This is a genomic window from Xenorhabdus kozodoii (genome assembly GCF_002632875.1).
Classification (GTDB): domain Bacteria; phylum Pseudomonadota; class Gammaproteobacteria; order Enterobacterales; family Enterobacteriaceae; genus Xenorhabdus; species Xenorhabdus kozodoii.
In genome coordinates this window covers 75,739-93,463 of record NZ_NJCX01000019.1, presented here as the reverse complement: position 1 = coordinate 93,463, position 17,725 = coordinate 75,739, and the positions used below count along the sequence as shown (strand labels likewise).

Sequence of the window (17,725 nt, the reverse complement as noted above, 5' to 3'; positions counted from 1 at the left end):
CGAAGTATAAAAGGCTTTCTGTTGTGCGTCTTAGGGGGATTGATTGCTTACTGCCTTAAATTAAAGAAGCCATCACTGAAAGTTTTCTACTCAGAAGACAATTTTTCAATGACGGCTTAAGCAGAATTCGGGTTAATTACATCTTGGTTATATACCAATCCAACTTCAAGTTGCAGGTTGCAAGCCAATGAGAGTGCTTATATCTCCCCGCGTAGCGGGGAGATATAAGACACATCTTGAAAGGCGACTGGTATATGAATGATTATTTTTCTGCAATTATAAATAGTGGAACTGTAATAAATAATATGTTTGAAAGAGAAAAGATAAGGGGGTGAGAATTGAAAAAAGAAATGAAATTGGATGAATGTTTAATAAAAACACTCATCCATTATTAGTGATTATTGAGCCAGATATTTCTCGATATTATTTTGAATACCCACTGCATCGAGTCCTAAATCAGTGTGAAGTTCTTGCTGCGTTCCTTGTGGTATAAAGTCATCGGGTAAACCCAGATTTAATACAGGAACCGATAATTTTTCCTGCATCAGCAGTTCGTTTACACCACTGCCGGCACCGCCCATAATGGCGTTTTCTTCCAACGTCACCAGCAGCTCGTGGCTGGCGGCCATTTCCAGTACCAGCTCTTTGTCCAGAGGTTTGACAAAACGCATATCCACAACGGTTGCATTCAGTGAGTCAGCCGCTTGCAGCGCGTAAGGTAAAAATGTACCAAAGTTGAGGATCGCAATGCGTTCTCCCTGACGGCGGATCACACCCTTGCCGATGGACAATGTTTCCAGCGGTTGGAGTTCAGCGCCTGTCCCCGCACCACGAGGGTAACGGACAGCCGTCGGACCGCCTTGATAATGGTATCCGGTATGCAGCATCTGGCGGCATTCATTTTCATCGCTGGGCGCCATAATGACCATATTCGGGATACAGCGCAGGAAAGAAAGGTCAAATGCCCCCTGATGGGTTTGACCATCTGCACCGACGATGCCGCCACGATCTATGGCAAACAAGACGGGCAGGTTTTGGATGGCGACATCGTGGATCACCTGATCATAAGCACGTTGCAGGAAGGTGGAGTAAATGGCGACGATAGGTTTGTAGCCGCCGATCGCCAAACCTGCGGCAAAGGTGACGGCGTGCTGCTCAGCGATTGCAACATCAAAATATTGCTCAGGATATTCACGCGAGAAACGCACCATACCTGAGCCTTCCCGCATGGCTGGGGTGATCGCCATCAGTTTTTTATCATGGGCCGCTTGTTCACACAGCCAGTCACCAAAGATTTTGGAAAATGTCGGGCGAGTATCCGCGCTTTTGGGCAAAGAACCTGTCGCCGGATCAAATTTGGGAACCGCATGCCAGCTGATAGGATCTTTTTCCGCTGGCGCATAACCACGACCTTTTTTAGTCATGATATGCAGCAATTGTGGCCCTTTTAATTCACGCATGTTTTTCAACGTCTGGGTCAGCGCCAGTACGTCATGACCATCAACAGGGCCGATGTAGTTGAACCCAAGCTCTTCAAACAGCGTCCCAGGAACCACCATACCTTTCAGGTGCTCTTCCGTTTTTTTCAATAACTCTTTGATCGGCGGCAGGTTGGAAAAAACTTTTTTGCCACCTTCACGCAGGGTGGTATACAGCTTGCCAGACAGAATTTGTGCCAGATGATTATTCAATGCTCCTACGTTTTCAGAGATAGACATCTCATTGTCGTTGAGAATAACCAGCATGTCGGGATCGATATCGCCGGCATGGTTCATGGCTTCAAACGCCATGCCCGCCGTAATGGCGCCATCGCCAATGACACATACCGTCTTGCGGCCTTTGCCTTCGTGTTTGGCCGCAATAGCCATACCTAAACCGGCGCTAATTGACGTGGATGAGTGACCGACGCACAAAGTGTCATATTCACTTTCTTCTCGCCACGGGAAGGGGTGAAGGCCATCTTTTCGGCGAATCGTATTAATGCGATCACGACGCCCAGTCAAAATCTTATGCGGGTAGGCCTGATGACCAACATCCCAGACTAAATTGTCAAAAGGGGTTTTATAAACATAGTGGAGTGCGACGGTTAATTCGATAGCGCCAAGGCCGGAAGCAAAGTGACCACTGGAGCGGCTGACACTGTTCAGCAAAAATTGACGCAGTTCATCGCATAACTTTGGCAAGGTTTCTTTGGGTAGCAAGCGCAGCTCTTCTGGAGTTTCCGCCAATGCCAATGTTGGATATTTCGCTATATCAATGCTCATGTTATGCCTGTATAAAATGCTATATCCGTTAGAAGTTGAATATTAAGAACCCTGTTATTATCAGTGTGTAATTTTTGGGTTCACCCCATAAGGCGCTTTGTACTGCCGAGCCGCAACTTGTCATCTATTGGGGGTATAAATTTGTGGTCATATTAATCTATCAATCAATATGACCGGTTTCTTTAGCTGTTTCTCTCAATGATAAAACCCGCCAATTTCTTCAAAGTTGCGGTGTCATAGGACAGTTTTTCCAGTTCCGTAAGGACATTAAGCGCTTCTTCATACAGATCCCTGGCTTTTTTCTGGGCTTGTTCCAAACCTAATAATGCAGGGTAGGTATTTTTGCCGAGTTGCTGATCGTTGCCCTGACGCTTGCCAATAACTTCAGTATTGCCAACGACATCCAGAATATCATCATGTACCTGAAATGCCAGACCGATGGCTTGAGCGTATTGCTCCAGCAAGGGCAGTACTTCACGACCAGGTTGCCCTGCACTATAAGCGCCCAACCGGACGGCTGAACGTATTAATGCACCTGTTTTATGTCGGTGGATTTGTTCCAGCGCGGCAAGATCGATCTGTTGACCTTCTGCTGCCAAATCCAGTGATTGTCCACCACACATGCCGGCAAATCCACTGGCGCTGGCCAGCTCTGCGATCATGGCAAGGCGATCGGATAAGGCCACATTTGGCATGTCCTGTTTTGCCAAAATTTCAAAAGCCAGTGATTGTAATGCATCACCGGCTAAAATCGCCTGACTTTCACCAAATTTGATATGGCAGGTGGGCTGCCCGCGACGTAGATCGTCGTTGTCCATTGCAGGTAAATCATCATGGATCAATGAATAGGCATGGATGCACTCTAACGCGAGGGCGGCGGCATCAAGACTCTTTTTGGGGAGGCCAAACATGTCTCCCACGCTGTAAACTAAAAACGGGCGCAGCCGTTTTCCACCCAATACCGCACCATATTGCATTGCTGTGCCTAATGAGCTGTTTAAAAAGGGCAATGAAGAAAATAGTGCCGTCAGCTTGTCATTAATATGTTGCTGACACGCATGCAATCTTTCTTCAAAAGATTGCTCTGCAAAAGAAGCCTTATATTGTTCAGACATAAATTTACTCAGCATCGGACGAAAATTCATCAAGTGGCGATTGTGCATCATGGTTCAATAAAATTTGCACTCGTTGCTCTGCCTGTTGAAGCGTTTTCTGTCCTTGTCTTGCAAGTTGAATACCACGTTCAAATTCATTCAACGCATCTTCTAATGGGAGTTCCCCGGATTCTAGCCGAATAACAATCTCTTCCAGCTCTTTGAGAGAGGTCTCGAATGCTGGCACTTGTTCGGTTGCTGATGTTTGATTTGCTTTAGACATAATGACTTAACTTATGGTTATTTAACGAATTACAGCAAAGCAAGTTCGTTACAGAATTGCAGAGTACCCTACTACACCAAGAAAAATAAATCATGCGCTACCACTATTTTTTATAGTTGGCTTTTGCAGTCGATTTTTTACAGGTGATATAGTCAGATGGTGTTATACTCTGCGCCCTATCCAACTGAACACTTAAGAACAATCATTGATATTGTTTGTGATAGTTCAACATTGAATGACTACTATATCTTACTATGAAGTTTATCATTAAATTATTCCCAGAAATTACGATCAAGAGCCAGACCGTCCGGTTGCGCTTCATTAAAATTCTTGCCAGCAATATTCGCAATGTGTTGAAAACCTTTGGCGAGGGCATTGCTGTTGTTCGTCATTGGGATAATATCGAAGTTCGGGTTAAGAATGAAAACCTCGGTGCAGAAATTTGTGACGCACTGACACGTATTCCAGGTATTCACCATATCCTGCAAGTAGAAGAGCGGGATTTTCGTGATCTGCATCATATCTTTGAGCAAGCTCACGAAGCGTATGGCCATTTACTGCATGGCAAAACATTTTGTGTTCGCGCAAAACGTCGCGGTAAACACAGTTTTACCTCCAGCGAAGTCGAACGCTATGTTGGTGGCGGGCTGAATCAACATATTGACTCAGCCAAAGTGAAACTGACCCAGCCTGATGTCACCGTGAATCTGGAAATTGATCAGGATAAGCTGATTCTGGTTAAAGCCCGTCATGAAGGGATTGGTGGTTTTCCTATCGGTACGCAGGAAGATGTACTGTCGTTGATTTCCGGCGGGTTTGATTCTGGTGTTTCCAGTTATATGTTGATGCGTCGTGGCTGCCGTGTGCACTACTGTTTCTTTAATCTTGGTGGCGCAGCCCATGAAATTGGTGTCAAACAGGTTGCCCATTATTTGTGGAGTCGGTTTGGCAGTTCGCACAAAGTCCGTTTCGTTGCTGTCAATTTCGAGCCTGTCGTGGCTGAAATTCTGGAAAAAGTGGATGATGGTCAGATGGGGGTTGTGCTGAAAAGAATGATGGTCAGGGCGGCGTCTAAAGTTGCAGAGCGCTATGGTGTGCAGGCGATCGTCACCGGTGAGGCTTTGGGGCAGGTATCCAGCCAGACTTTGACTAACTTAAGGTTGATTGACAATGTTTCGGATACGTTAGTCCTTCGTCCCCTAATTTCCCATGATAAAGAGCATATCATTAAGCTGGCTCGCGAGATTGGCACCGAGGATTTTGCCCGCACTATGCCAGAATTTTGTGGTGTTATATCTAAAAGCCCAACAGTGAAAGCGGTTAAAGCCAAAATTGAAGCAGAAGAAGACAATTTTGATTTTGAGATCTTAGAGCGGGTGATTAGTGAAGCCCAGAATCTGGATATCCGCCAAATTGCAGAGCAAACCCGTGAGCAAGTGGTGGAAGTGGAAATGGTATCGGCACTTTCCCCTAATGATGTGTTGTTAGATATCCGTTCGCTTGATGAGCAGGATGACCGCCCGTTAAAGATCGATGGTATTGAAATTCAGTCATTGCCTTTCTATAAGCTGGGCACCCAGTTTGGTGATCTGCCGAAAGAAAAAACGTATCTGCTTTATTGTGATCGTGGTGTGATGAGCCGTTTGCAGGCACTTTATCTGCGTGAACAAGGCTTCGATAATGTGAAGGTGTATCGACCTTAATTTGCCGTCAAGGGCTGCTTACGGAACCGATCCGATAGGCAGCCTAAGTATCTCGCCCAAGATGTTTCAAGTTGTTCTTCTACCTTTCTTGGCCGGCAACTTGAAATGTGTTGCGGTGAGATGATTACAGGACGTTTTGGTAATGATGAATGCCGGGCGGTAAAACGAGTTGAGCGGCAACCTCTGCGGCTTTCTCTTTTCCTTTCAACAGCTCAATCAGCTTCAAGGCGAAATCAAAAGCCGTGGCAGGCCCTTGGCTGGTCAATAAATTAACCCTTTCGTCAAAATAAACCCGTTTATCAATCCATTTTTCTGGCGCAATCTTATCCTGCATGCTGGGATAGCCGGTCATATTTCCAACAGGAAATAGTTGATGATATTCCAGTACGATTGCAGGAGATGCGCAGATTGCTGCAATGATTTTTCCCTGGCTTTGTGCTGTCCGAATTTTTTCTACTACCAGTAAGCTGTCTCGAAAACATTCTGCACCTTTTATGCCTCCTGGCAGAATAATGGCATCAAAATCTTCATCAACAACCGCCACCAAGGGGACATCGGCAACGATTTTGACGCCGCGTGAGCAGGTTAATGTGAGAGAACCATCGGTTTCTGTGCTGGCTACGGTAACGTAGATCCCCGCCCGAACAAGTAAATCAATCGTCGTGACAGCTTCGATCTCTTCACTGCCGTGAGCGAGACAAATAAGGGCTGAGGTGCTCATATTTTTCCTCCGTGCTCTTAATATAATGATAAATAGTGGTATTTTCTGTGATAGGCAAACCGTGAGTACGGGCCCGACGTATTAAATAACCTGTGATGTAGTCTATTTCGCTATGTCGCTGTGCCCGTATATCTTGCAGCATGGATGAATAATTGTCAGCGGTTTGCTCGATCACATTCATGACGTAATCAATCAGTGTTTGTTTGGTGGTATGGATATTGTCATGTTTCATAACCTGATAAATTTCGTCACATAATGCCTGAATTTGTGGCTGATGATGCCGTAATTCACCATTTTTGCAGTCATAGATAACGGTGAGGGGATTGATGACACAGTTGACGGCAAGTTTCATCCAACTGATAGCATGTATTTCATTGTGCCAGGCTACATCGGGCAGGGCGCTGTGTAAAATATCGGCCAGATTGCTGAGTTTGGCGGCATTCGCTGTCACGGCGCCAATGTGAGTCATTCCTTGTGCCTTATAGTACACAATGTCATTTTCTCGATAGGCAGCATGCGTTGTTGCACCCAGTAAAATGGGATTGGGCAGAGGGGCTAACTCTTCTTGGGTTCCCATCCCATTATGCAATAACAGAATGGGGCAATGAGGGGAAAGTTTGCCGGCAAGGTGATTAACTGCATCAGAAACTTGCCATGCTTTTAAACAAACCAGCAGTAACTTGCTTTCAGCAAGGTGTTTTTCGTCGTTGGCAGGAAATTGTTGCTTAAAAACCTGACCATTAAAGTTTTCGAGCTGGACGGAAATCACAGGTTGTGGAACTCTTAGCCAGCCCTGAACACGATGATCCTGTTGAGATAAGGCGGCAAGCCACAGTTTACCTATAGCGCCACAGCCAAGAACGGTTATTTTCATATTTCTTCCTTGAGGGACGCTTTCATGGGCTACCTCGGCTCGTCATTTAACGCTAATTGATCTCAAAATAGGGCAATTGCAGAGAGATCGTTGGGCTTTCCGAGTATAGAGCTTTTGCCAATAATGGAAAGCGGTTATCATGCCGATTTATTGATTAGCTGGAGGTGACGGGTAATGCCATCATTTGATATTGTTTCCGAAGTTGATATGCAGGAAGTGCGTAATGCAGTCGAAAACGCACAGCGGGAGTTAAGTAGTCGGTGGGATTTCCGCAACGTCAACGCAAGTTTTGAGTTAAATGAAAAGAATGAATCAATCAAAATTGCCAGTGAGTCTGATTTTCAGGTGAACCAACTTGTCGATATTTTGCGGGAAAAATTTGCTAAACGTGGAATTGATGGTTCCGTACTTAATGTTCCTGAAAATATGGTTCATAGCGGCAAAACGTACAGTGTTGAAGCAACCTTACAGCAAGGTATTGATACACCGTTAGCGAAGAAGATTGTGAAGCTGATTAAAGACAGTAAATTGAAGGTACAGGCTCAGATCCAAGGTGAGCAGGTGCGGGTCACAGGTAAGGCACGCGATGATTTGCAAGGTGTCATTGCATTGGTTCGTGGTGCAGAACTGGGGCAGCCTTTCCAGTTCACTAATTTCCGCGATTAATGCCTATTTTGAATAAAATAAATGCGTCCTCCTGGACGCATTTAACGACTAAAGGGAAGCCGGGTAATTTCAATAAAAATGAGTGCTTCCCTTCATAATTAATGACTACACATATCACAAGCTATTATGAGATAACACAAGCTGTTCTAACTGTTCGCGATTAGTGAGTTTGGTATCGACTTTGATATAGGCACTAAGCTCTTCTGGCGCGATAACAACTTCTTTTACACCGGCTTGCGCTGATATCTTTTTCTCCAAAATGTCAGGATTGCTTAGCTGCTCTGGCAAAATGAGCCGGATGCTGCTGACATAAGGGGGTTGCCGTAAAGTCAGGCTGATAATAAACCAGCCTGCGGTCAGCGCGATACCTGCCATAAAGACGAGCGATGCGCCTTGCCATTCGTAAAGCATTCCCCCAAGGCTGCCTCCCAAAGCAACGCCAAGGAATTGGCTGGTTGAGTACACGCCCATAGCCGTGCCTTTGTAACCCGCAGGCGCTTCTTTGCTAATAAGTGAAGGCAAAATAGCCTCCATGATATTAAATGCCAGGAAGAAAATTTGAATGCCTGCAAAAATCCCCCAAAGATGCGAGCCTTGAGACCATAAAACAGCTTCAGCGATGAATAGCATCGCTATACACAGTAAAAAGACCTGCTTCATGCGACGTTTTACTTCTGCATAAATAATGAAAGGCAGAACAGCGACAAAAGAGATGAGTGTGGTAATTAAATAGACTTTCCAGTGTTGTTGTGCAGGAAAACCGGCTTTTTCCATAACGAGGGGCAGGGCAACAAAGCTCGACATCAATAGGGTATGCAAGCAGAGAATACCAAAATTGAGTTTGACGAGTTGGGGATCTGAAAGCACCCGTTTGAAACTGCCACGTGCGATACCTGACTCGCGATTTAGCAAATGATGGTGTGTCGTTGGTACGGCAAACAGGGTGATAAAAATCCCACAGCCAGCAAGGATTGCAATGGCTGCAAAGAGGCCATTTAACCCAATTTGGTGGGTGATAATAGGGCCAACGACAATGGCAAAGGCGAATGTAATGCCGAAGCTAATACCGATAAATGCCATTGCTTTTGTTCGATTCTGTTCACGAGTCAGATCTGAAAGTAATGCCATGATAGCGGCAGAAATTGCTCCGGTGCCTTGCAAGGCTCGGCCAATAATAATCCCCCAAATAGAGTCACTTAAGGCGGCAATGATACTGCCTAATACAAAAATGAGAAGCCCGCCGATGATTAAAGGCTTCCTGCCAATTTTGTCTGAAAGAAGCCCAAATGGGATCTGAAATATTGCTTGGGTTAAGCCGTAGATGCCAATTGCTATTCCGATAAGTGCTTCAGTCGCATCACGTAACTCTAAACCATAGGTGGTTAGCACAGGTAAAACCATGAACATGCCTAACATGCGCAGGGAGAAAACCGAACCTAAGCCCCATGTCGCCCGAAGTTCAAGCGGAGTCATTTTATTATCGTTCATGGATACCTCAAAAAATCTGATATGACATTGCGATTATACCTGTTGCCTTTCAAGATGCGTCTGATATCTCCCCGCGCAGCGGGGAGATATCAACACTCACATGGGTTTGCAAGCGGCACCTTGACGTTGGATGGGTATAGGTGAGAACAAACGAAAAAGAAATGTTTGTCATCGAATAAGTTGTCATTGAACACAGAGAGAAGAGAAAGGAAAAGAGGGCAGGGTAAACCCTGCCATCTAAATATTACCAGACGTAAGTCAGTAGGTTTTCTGGAGATGCTGCTGAATCTACAGACATCATGACGCTTAATGACATGATAGCAACGATAGAAAACAGAAATAACTTACGGGCCCAGATACGGTCATTAGCGGTTTTATAACCTGATAATGCCATACCCAACCACCAGATACTGACTGCAGCAGCGACGATAAGGTATTTATAACCTGCATAACCACTGATGGCGAGCATCAAAGTGGCAACCATAAAGGCCAGAATATATAGAGTGATATGGTTTTTCGCGACGGAGATACCTTTAATCACTGGCAATACTGGGATGTTGGCCGCTTGATAATCTTTGAACCGAAAAATGGCAATGGCGTAGGAGTGGGGCATTTGCCACAAGCTGAAAATCAACAACAAGATCAACGCGCCTGTATCAAAATGTCCCGTTACTGCACAGTAACCAATCACGGGAGGTGCTGCGCCTGACAAGCTACCAACCAGCGTGCCGTATACAGATTTTCGTTTCATGTAGAGGCTATAAACCCCAACATAAATGACAAACCCGATGAGAGCTAACTGCATTGCCAGGGCATTGGCTGCTACATAGAGCAGCACGATGCCAGCAATACCTAACACGCAGGCGTAAATCAGGCTGATTTTCGGATCGATAAGTCCTTTCACAAGGACCCTTTCTTTCGTTCTTTCCATGATTCGGTCAATATCGCGGTCGATATAGTTGTTGAATACACAACCTGATGCTACCACCAGCGATACCCCGACCATCGTAGCAAAGAACAAGGGGTAATCTATTACGCCCTTGGAAGCGAGTAGAAAACCACCAATCGCAGAAATTAGATTTCCGAAAATAATTCCTGGTTTGGTCACTTGCAGGTATTGCTTAATCATTCAAATCAACTCTTAATCAACCATCATATTGATGTTCAGGTTGTACATGATCCACAGGGAGCCAACAACAACGATAGCGATGACCAATAGTGTGAATATTAAGGCAATTAGGTTCCAACGCTCTTCAGACGATGTATTCATGTGCAGGAAGCAGATGAAATGGACAAAAATCTGAATCACAGCCATAGCGACTACTGTCACCAGGATTGTGCTGTGTGCAGCAGTGCCATCCATCACCATCCAGAATGGGATCACGGTCAGTATGACTGACAGAACAAAACCAATCATATAGGTTTTGAAGCTACCGTGGCTTGCGCCGGAATGAGAAGTAGTTGGATGACTCATTACATAGCTCCCATCAGATAAACGACAGTAAATACACAGATCCATACAACGTCAAGGAAGTGCCAGAACAGGCTGAGGCAGTTCAGACGCATACGGGTCACATCAGTCAGGCCACGGCGTGAAACCTGGATCATCAGGATAACGATCCAAATCAGACCAACCGTAACGTGCAGACCGTGAGTGGCAACCAGTGTGAAGAAGGCCGACAGGAATGCACTGCGGTCAGGACCAAAACCTTCTGAGATCAGTTTATGGAATTCGTAAACTTCCATTGAAATGAAGCCAAGGCCAAGCAGGAAGGTAATAAATAGCCACAAATTAACTTGACTCGTTTTACCTTTGTTCATGCCCAGCATGGCGAAACCATAGGTGATGCTACTAAATAGCAGCAAGAAGGTTTCGACCAATACAAATGGCAGTTCAAAAATATCTTTACCAGATGGGCCACCCGCAGTGCCGTTAACTAACACTGCATAGGTAGCGAACAGACTGGCAAACAGAACCAAGTCACTCATCAGGTAGACCCAAAAGCCAAAGATCTTGTTGGCTCCAGTGTCGTGGTGCCCATGATGCTCATGGGCGGCTGTGTTGTTAAGGGTTTGAGTCGACATTATTTCACACCTGCCTTTCTCAGATCTTCGTAACGCTGATTTTCAACTTTCTCGACTTCAGCGACAGGAACGTAATAATCAACGTCCTCGTCAAAGCTTTTCACGATGCAACTGATGATGATGCCAGCGAAGCTTGCAATAGCCATCCACCAGATATGCCAGATCAAAGCAAAGCCTAAGGTCAGACAGAAAGCACTGATGATCACACCTGCGCCGGTATTTTTCGGCATATGAATTTCTTCATATTTCGCTGGACGCTTATATTCAGTGCCTTTTTCTTTCATGTCCCACCATGCATCACGAGTCTGAATATGTGGAACCTCGGCATAGTTATAGAATGGCGGTGGAGATGAAGTTGACCACTCCAGAGTACGGCCACCCCACGGATCACCAGTCAGATCACGGTTTTGGTGACGGTCACGGATACTGACGTAGAATTGGGTAATCTGACACAGAATGCCTAAGGCGATTAAGACAACGCCGCCCGCGGCAACCACCAGCAGAGGGTGGAATTCTGGGTTGATATCCTGGCTCAGACGACGAGTCATCCCCATAAAGCCTAGCGCGTACAGTGGCATAAAGGCAACGAAGAAACCCGTGATCCAGAACCAGAATGCACGAACACCCCATTTTTCATTCAGTGTGAAGCCGAATGCTTTCGGGAACCAGTAAGTTGTCCCTGCGAAGCAGCCGAATACCACACCACCGATGATAACGTTATGGAAGTGAGCGATCAGGAACAAACTGTTGTGCAGAACAAAGTTTGCGCCTGGTACGGCCAGCAGAACCCCGGTCATACCACCAATGGAGAAGGTCACTAAGAAACCTACCGTCCATAGCATTGGAGTTTTGAATTCAATACGACCACGGTACATGGTGAACAGCCAGTTGAAGATCTTAACCCCAGTTGGGATAGAGATAATCATCGTGGCGATACCAAAGAAGGCGTTGACGTTCGCGCCAGAACCCATGGTAAAGAAGTGGTGCAACCATACAATGAACGACAGGATGGTAATAACGATGGTCGCCCATACCAGAGAGGTATAACCAAACAGGCGTTTTTTCGAGAAAGTTGCGGTGACTTCGGAGAAAATACCGAAGACAGGCAAAACCAGAATGTAAACTTCAGGATGGCCCCAAGCCCAAATCAGGTTGATGTACATCATCATGTTGCCGCCCATATCGTTGGTAAAGAAATGGGTGCCCAGATAACGATCCAGGGTGAGCAACGCGATGGTTACAGTCAGGATTGGGAACGCAGCAATAATCAGGATGTTGGTGCACAGTGATGCCCAAGTGAAGACGGGCATTTTCATCATGGACATACCGGGTGCACGCATGCGCAGGATGGTCACGAAGAAGTTAACGCCTGTCAGCAATGTGCCGACACCAGAGAGCTGGAGACTCCATATCCAGTAGTCAACACCGACGCCTGGGTTGTACTCCAGACCCGATAGCGGTGGATATGCCAACCAGCCCGTTTGGGCAAATTCACCCACCCCCAGAGAGATGTTAATCAGTGCGACACCGACAACAAATAGCCAGAAGCTCAAAGAGTTCAAGAATGGGAATGCAACGTCGCGTGCGCCGATTTGCAGAGGAACAACAATGTTCATCAGGCCGACAACGAAAGGCATCGCCATAAAGAAGATCATGATAACGCCGTGGGCGGTGAAGATCTGATCATAATGGTGCGGGGGCAGGAAACCGGCTTCACCTGCGGAAGCCAGGGCTTGCTGTCCTCGCATCATGATGGCATCAGCGAAACCACGGAGCATCATCACCATGGCAACGACGATGTACATGACACCAATTTTCTTATGGTCAACGCTGGTTAACCATTCACTCCAGAGCCATTTCCATTTACGGAAATAAGTCAGGGAACCAACAACGACCAGTCCCCCAAGCAGGATCCCCAACAATGTCACCACAACAATGGGTTCATGTAATGGGATCGCATCCAGTGTTAATTTTCCCCACATGCCTTTATTCCTCAACAGCTGAATGAGCCGGCTGACTCATATTCATATTATGACCCGCAGCTTCACCCTGCCCTGTTTTGCCATGACTCGCCATGCCATGCATACCACCATGACCCATGTCACCCATGAATTTGGCGATAGTCTCTTGGAACAGTTTTGGTTTCACACTTGAGAAGTATTCAACTGGGTTGTTTTGGCTAGGTTTAGCCAATTCATTGAATGCTTGCACGGTATCCAGGGTTTTAGGTGATGCTTTAACTTTCTGCACCCACTCTTCAAAACCTGCACGATCATCAGTCGCGGTTGCAGTGAATTTCATGCCTGAGAAGCCATGACCACTGTAACTTGCTGAGAATCCGTCGTATTTACCCGCTGAGTTAGCAATTAGGTGCAATTTTGTCTGCATGCCCGCCATTGCATAAATCTGACCACCCAACTGTGGGATGAAGAAAGAGTTCATCACAGAGTCTGAGGTGATTTTGAAGTTAATTGGAACATCTTTAGGGAATACAATTTCATTTACAGTTGCAATACCCTGTTCCGGATAGACAAACAGCCATTTCCAATCAAGGGAAATAACTTCAATCGTCACCGGTTTTACATCACTGTCCAATGGCTTATATGGATCGAGTTCATGAGTCGTTTTCCATGTAATCGTTGCCAAGATGATGATAATCAGGATAGGCACTGTCCAAACGACAAGCTCAATTTTATTTGAGTGTGCCCAGTTTGGACGATAAGTTGCAGATTTATTGGCTTCCCGGTAGCGTAAGGCAAAAATGATTGCCATTACAATAGCCGGTATAACAACGATCAGCATCAAGCCAAACGCCGTCAGTATCAGCGTTTTTTGTTCGGCGCCGATCGCACCTTTGGGATTCATCAATACCATATCACAACCACTTAGCATTAACGTGGCTGCGAGTAGTGACGATAACCCAATAATTTTTTTGTATTTCATAAGTCTCATTGAGCGACCCCAGATAACAAAAGCTTTATTGTCGTTTCATCAGTGGGGGCATTCTACGGTAAGGTTACCGGAGTGTAAACAATTGTAATAGAAGCAGGTTGGCTTGTAGGCTTTTTATGTTAGAGGGATCACATGTGATTCTAAATTTAACAAAACGTTAATTTCGGTTGGTTATCTTAACTAAAAAATCAAAATAGAGCGTTAATTCCAAATAACTCTCTATTTTAAAAAGAAAAATTCTGGTAAAAATCAAAGAAAAAAAGCTGAAATACGCTTTGTTATGGGTAAGATAATTATTATTTATCGGTTTCAGTGAGCAGCATCAGGCTGCTCACCAATTAAACTGGTTATCAGAAGTTATATTTTATACTGTAAACAATACCATCCTGTAAGAAGTCTTCTCCCAGTTTGTTATCCGCATAGCGGTATTGAATTCCAGTTGTCAAAGAAGGTGTTGGTGTCCACCATAATGCGATGGCTCCATTGATGCCTTCGCGTCCGCCGTTGCCGTAGCGCTCATTACGGTTTAATTCAATTTCATTCCAGTTTGTCACGCTAAATTTTTGTTCCCAAAGGTTGAAATCGTATCCTGCAACCCAGCCTACGACATAACCGTTATTTCCTGAATAGAAAGTTTGGTCAACATAGTGCAGGGCGACAAAAGGTTTGAACCACAGGCCAGCAATATTCGCGTTATAGCCTAATCCGTAAAGGGTATTTACTTCATGGAAGTTTCCACCGTTTGCTTTACCCGGTAATGAATAGGTTCCATAGACATGGCCATAAAGGTTGAAACCCGTCTCACCCAGATAGAAGCGGCCGGTTGTCTTGAAAGTGTAACGTTGGTTATCACCTGGCTGGGCTGTTTTGCTGTTAAAAGGATTCTCTAAATCAGCAAAACCATATAGCTCGCCCCAGCTAAATCCTGCTCCACCTTCCAGTTCTAAATAAGCAAAATCATCCTTATGCGAGGTTTGTCCGGTTTTATGAGTAGTATGTTTGTTCCAGTCAAGGTAGTTCATGCTGACATTGCCAAACCCCCACTGGTATTCCGCGCTGGCTGAAGCAGAAACTAAGGCTGCGGCAACGGCGGTGAGTGTCAAAATACGTCTTTTCATAAATTCCCTTTATATGGTTCTGTGGTAGTTAATGATATTTCGAATAGCTCGAAATAATATGCGTTCAAATAATAATATTTGTTAGTTAAAATATAAATAATTTCACCTTGAAAAAAATGTCTTTCAGGCCACATAATTGCGAGTTTTTGTTCTTCTTGTGAAGTTGGTCACTATAAACTTGCAATATAAACAAGCCAGCAACATGAACTGACAGCAGAAGACTGAACTTTGCAGCCTTCCGCTGTAGACAGATAGGAAAAAGCATCAAGTGAGGTAGTAGACTAAATGAGTTTCTTTTTCCTTAACGCTAAATAATCCAGTATTCCTCCTAAAAGAAAGCCTGAGGCTCCAATCATGACACTCCAGGATAACAGTGGGGATATCCATTCGCTGACTTCATGCAGATACAGCATACTTTCTGGTGATAGGGTGTATATCAGAGAGACTAAATGAGTGATGATAAACAGTACGCTGTTGATAATTAACCAAACTATGAACATCAGCGCAGCCAATATCATGATAATAAAGGCTGATTTGTAAGCCTTTTTGAAGCGTGTTCGTGGGAGAAAATCATCATTTTGCTGGGTATAAGCCAGTGTCTTACGGCAGACGAGCAACAATATAAGCCCCGGCAATCCGATAACCACAGAAAATAGATAGAACATTGGCCAATCATAAGCCTGTGCAAACCATCCTGCGACAGGGCCGACATAAACGCGGCCAACGGCTGATAATGCAGAAAGCAACGCGAACTGTGTTGCCGAAAATGATTTATTACATAAAGTCATTAGAAGCGCAACAAACGCTGCGGTTCCCATGCCACCACAGATATTTTCCAGAAAAACCATAGCCCCCATTGTGTAGATATCTTTAGGGGTAATGGCAAGTATCCAATAACCGAAGTTTGAAACGGTTTGAAGAATGCCAAAGATCATCAGGGCACGGAACAGGCTTAGCCTGTGCATCAAATAGCCACCGTATAATGCACCGACAATAGTTGCTGCGAGTCCGAGGGTTTTGTTGATCATACCGACTTCGGCTGGACTGAAACCAACACCCCGGATCAGGAAAGGGGTGCTGAGCGAGAGGGCGAAAGCATCTGCCAGCTTGTACAATACAATGAGTAGCAGGATAAGCCAGGCATTGTTACGGCTGAAAAAATCAACCAGTGGCTCCAATACCGCTTGACGCAATGTTTTTGGTGGTGCTGTATTAATGTCGGGTTCTTTCGCGGTGAGCGTGGCATAAACCCCAATCAGCATCATGACAGCCATAACCCAATACATACCTTGCCAGCCAATATAGGTGGCGAGCAGCAAGGCTAATCCCCCAGAAACTAGCATAGCCAACCGATAGCCCAGCACGGAAATGGCGGCACCCGAACCTCGCTCTTCCTGTGACAGCAAGTCGGTTTTATAGGCGTCAAAAATAATATCCTGGGAAGCTGAGAAGAATGCAACAGTAACAGCCAATACTGCAAGCCACCACAGGTGTTGGGAAGGTTGAAGGAACCCCATTGCCGCAATGCTGACTATTAATAAAAGTTGAGTCGTGAGCATCCATCCCCGTCGGCGTCCCAAAAATGACGGGGTATATCGATCCATCGCAGGCGCCCAGAGAAACTTAAAAACATAGGCTTGACCAACCAAAGTGAAAAAACCGATAGTGCGGATATCGACATTTTCGACAGTCATCCATGCTTGTAACGTTCCAGCCGTGAGTGCAAGAGGCAGACCTGAGGCAAAGCCCAGTAATAGAAGGGTTCGGTAGTTGCGTAGTGCAGATAGGTTTAAATAACGGTGGTTAGTCATGAGCCTCCCAAAACTTTCTGCATATCATCTCGTTTTGTCAGAATTAGGCAGAAAGTTTATTTATTATCCTTATTAGCGGACGTTTTGTTTGATAAAGGTGCTGATTGACGCATCTTGAGCCATATCTGCAATCACGTCAGATAAGACAGTATTGACCGCATCAGCAATTTTTGCGTTTGTTGCACCTAATGGCCCCTGAACATTGTAGCTGGTACGATAGTTTTTGGTTTGTTTACTCCCGTCTTGCGCATAAGCAATGATAGAGATGTCAGCTTTGGTCGAAATATCATGCCGAAGGCTACCTTCTTGCACATTAGCGTAGAGTTGATTTACAACAATCTGCAAATTGGCATTGGCGGGAGAACCGATCATATAGCCGCGAGCCACCATTTGCTTTTCCAGTGCTTCTTGCAATAAAAAGCGTAAGTCACGGGAAGGAACCAAGGTCACTAAACGTGCATCACGATTAATTTGCGCCAGGGCTTGAGATTGACGATGATCGACCCCACTAATACTGACTGTAATCGCTTTCATGGTTGGATCTGCTGGTGGCAGGGCAATTTTGGGTTGAATGGCTAATGTATTGCCTGAGTCAGCGCAGCCAGATAACCCAGATAAAAAGAAAAGCGTAATCAATGGAATAAATATTTTCTTTAGCATTTAGGT

Annotated in this window: 16 protein-coding genes and 1 pseudogene; 3 read left to right on the top strand and 14 right to left on the bottom strand. The window is 45.2% G+C overall.

Annotated elements, in window-relative coordinates; genetic code table 11:
* Nucleotides 1-120: pseudogene (locus tag Xkoz_RS13555) on the top strand (IS982 family transposase); the annotation flags it as partial.
* A gap of 278 nt (nt 121-398) precedes the next feature.
* On the opposite strand, the gene dxs reads toward Xkoz_RS13555, so the two are convergent.
* From dxs to xseB, 3 genes are all read right to left on the bottom strand, one after another.
* Nucleotides 399-2,264, bottom strand: coding sequence for a 1-deoxy-D-xylulose-5-phosphate synthase (gene dxs, locus Xkoz_RS13550; RefSeq protein ID WP_099142666.1), 1,866 nt, complete (start codon nt 2,262-2,264; stop codon nt 399-401).
* A 182-nt stretch (nt 2,265-2,446) separates the two neighbouring features.
* Nucleotides 2,447-3,379, bottom strand: coding sequence for a (2E,6E)-farnesyl diphosphate synthase (gene ispA, locus Xkoz_RS13545; RefSeq protein ID WP_099142670.1), 933 nt, complete (start codon nt 3,377-3,379; stop codon nt 2,447-2,449).
* 4 nt (nt 3,380-3,383) lie between these two features.
* Nucleotides 3,384-3,641, bottom strand: coding sequence for an exodeoxyribonuclease VII small subunit (gene xseB, locus Xkoz_RS13540; protein WP_099142665.1), 258 nt, complete (start codon nt 3,639-3,641; stop codon nt 3,384-3,386).
* 254 nt (nt 3,642-3,895) lie between these two features.
* Here xseB and thiI point away from each other — a divergent pair, with 254 nt between their 5' ends.
* On the top strand, nt 3,896-5,344 hold the full coding sequence (thiI, locus tag Xkoz_RS13535; RefSeq protein ID WP_099142664.1) for a tRNA uracil 4-sulfurtransferase ThiI: 1,449 nt from the start codon (nt 3,896-3,898) through the stop codon (nt 5,342-5,344).
* A gap of 124 nt (nt 5,345-5,468) precedes the next feature.
* Here thiI and yajL read toward each other — a convergent pair whose 3' ends face one another.
* Complete coding sequence (gene yajL, locus Xkoz_RS13530; RefSeq protein WP_099142663.1) at nt 5,469-6,065, bottom strand: protein deglycase YajL; 597 nt, start codon at nt 6,063-6,065, stop codon at nt 5,469-5,471.
* Nucleotides 6,025-6,939 carry a 2-dehydropantoate 2-reductase gene (panE, locus tag Xkoz_RS13525; protein WP_099142662.1) on the bottom strand — a complete coding sequence of 305 codons (915 nt, stop codon included), beginning with the start codon at nt 6,937-6,939 and terminating at the stop codon, nt 6,025-6,027. Before panE ends, yajL begins: the two co-directional genes overlap by 41 nt.
* A gap of 174 nt (nt 6,940-7,113) precedes the next feature.
* On the opposite strand from panE, the gene Xkoz_RS13520 reads away from it, so the two are divergent.
* Complete coding sequence (locus tag Xkoz_RS13520) at nt 7,114-7,605, top strand: YajQ family cyclic di-GMP-binding protein (RefSeq protein ID WP_099142661.1); 492 nt, start codon at nt 7,114-7,116, stop codon at nt 7,603-7,605.
* A 114-nt stretch (nt 7,606-7,719) separates the two neighbouring features.
* On the opposite strand, the gene Xkoz_RS13515 is transcribed toward Xkoz_RS13520, so the two are convergent.
* From Xkoz_RS13515 to Xkoz_RS13470, 9 genes are all read right to left on the bottom strand, one after another.
* Nucleotides 7,720-9,093 (bottom strand): MFS transporter, encoded by a 1,374-nt coding sequence (locus Xkoz_RS13515; protein WP_099142660.1) that lies wholly within the window; start codon nt 9,091-9,093, stop codon nt 7,720-7,722.
* Between the two features lie 244 nt (nt 9,094-9,337).
* Nucleotides 9,338-10,222 carry a heme o synthase gene (gene cyoE, locus Xkoz_RS13510; protein ID WP_099142659.1) on the bottom strand — a complete coding sequence of 295 codons (885 nt, stop codon included), beginning with the start codon at nt 10,220-10,222 and terminating at the stop codon, nt 9,338-9,340.
* Between the two features lie 12 nt (nt 10,223-10,234).
* Nucleotides 10,235-10,567: a cytochrome o ubiquinol oxidase subunit IV gene (locus tag Xkoz_RS13505; RefSeq protein WP_099142658.1), complete on the bottom strand. Its 333-nt coding sequence runs from the start codon at nt 10,565-10,567 to the stop codon at nt 10,235-10,237.
* Nucleotides 10,567-11,178, bottom strand: a complete 612-nt coding sequence (locus Xkoz_RS13500; protein ID WP_099142657.1) for a cytochrome o ubiquinol oxidase subunit III — start codon at nt 11,176-11,178, stop codon at nt 10,567-10,569. Before Xkoz_RS13500 ends, Xkoz_RS13505 begins: the two co-directional genes overlap by 1 nt.
* Nucleotides 11,178-13,160: a cytochrome o ubiquinol oxidase subunit I gene (cyoB, locus tag Xkoz_RS13495; RefSeq protein ID WP_099142656.1), complete on the bottom strand. Its 1,983-nt coding sequence runs from the start codon at nt 13,158-13,160 to the stop codon at nt 11,178-11,180. Before cyoB ends, Xkoz_RS13500 begins: the two co-directional genes overlap by 1 nt.
* Before the next feature lie 4 nt (nt 13,161-13,164).
* On the bottom strand, nt 13,165-14,130 hold the full coding sequence (gene cyoA, locus Xkoz_RS13490; protein ID WP_099142655.1) for a cytochrome o ubiquinol oxidase subunit II: 966 nt from the start codon (nt 14,128-14,130) through the stop codon (nt 13,165-13,167).
* A gap of 350 nt (nt 14,131-14,480) precedes the next feature.
* Nucleotides 14,481-15,248 carry a nucleoside-specific channel-forming Tsx family protein gene (locus Xkoz_RS13485; RefSeq protein WP_099142654.1) on the bottom strand — a complete coding sequence of 256 codons (768 nt, stop codon included), beginning with the start codon at nt 15,246-15,248 and terminating at the stop codon, nt 14,481-14,483.
* 281 nt (nt 15,249-15,529) lie between these two features.
* The gene (gene ampG, locus Xkoz_RS13475; RefSeq protein WP_099142652.1) at nt 15,530-17,059 is read right to left on the bottom strand and encodes a muropeptide MFS transporter AmpG; all 1,530 of its coding nucleotides are present in this window, start codon (nt 17,057-17,059) and stop codon (nt 15,530-15,532) included.
* 72 nt (nt 17,060-17,131) lie between these two features.
* Complete coding sequence (locus Xkoz_RS13470) at nt 17,132-17,719, bottom strand: lipoprotein (protein WP_099142651.1); 588 nt, start codon at nt 17,717-17,719, stop codon at nt 17,132-17,134.
* Nucleotides 17,720-17,725: the final 6 nt, after the last annotated feature.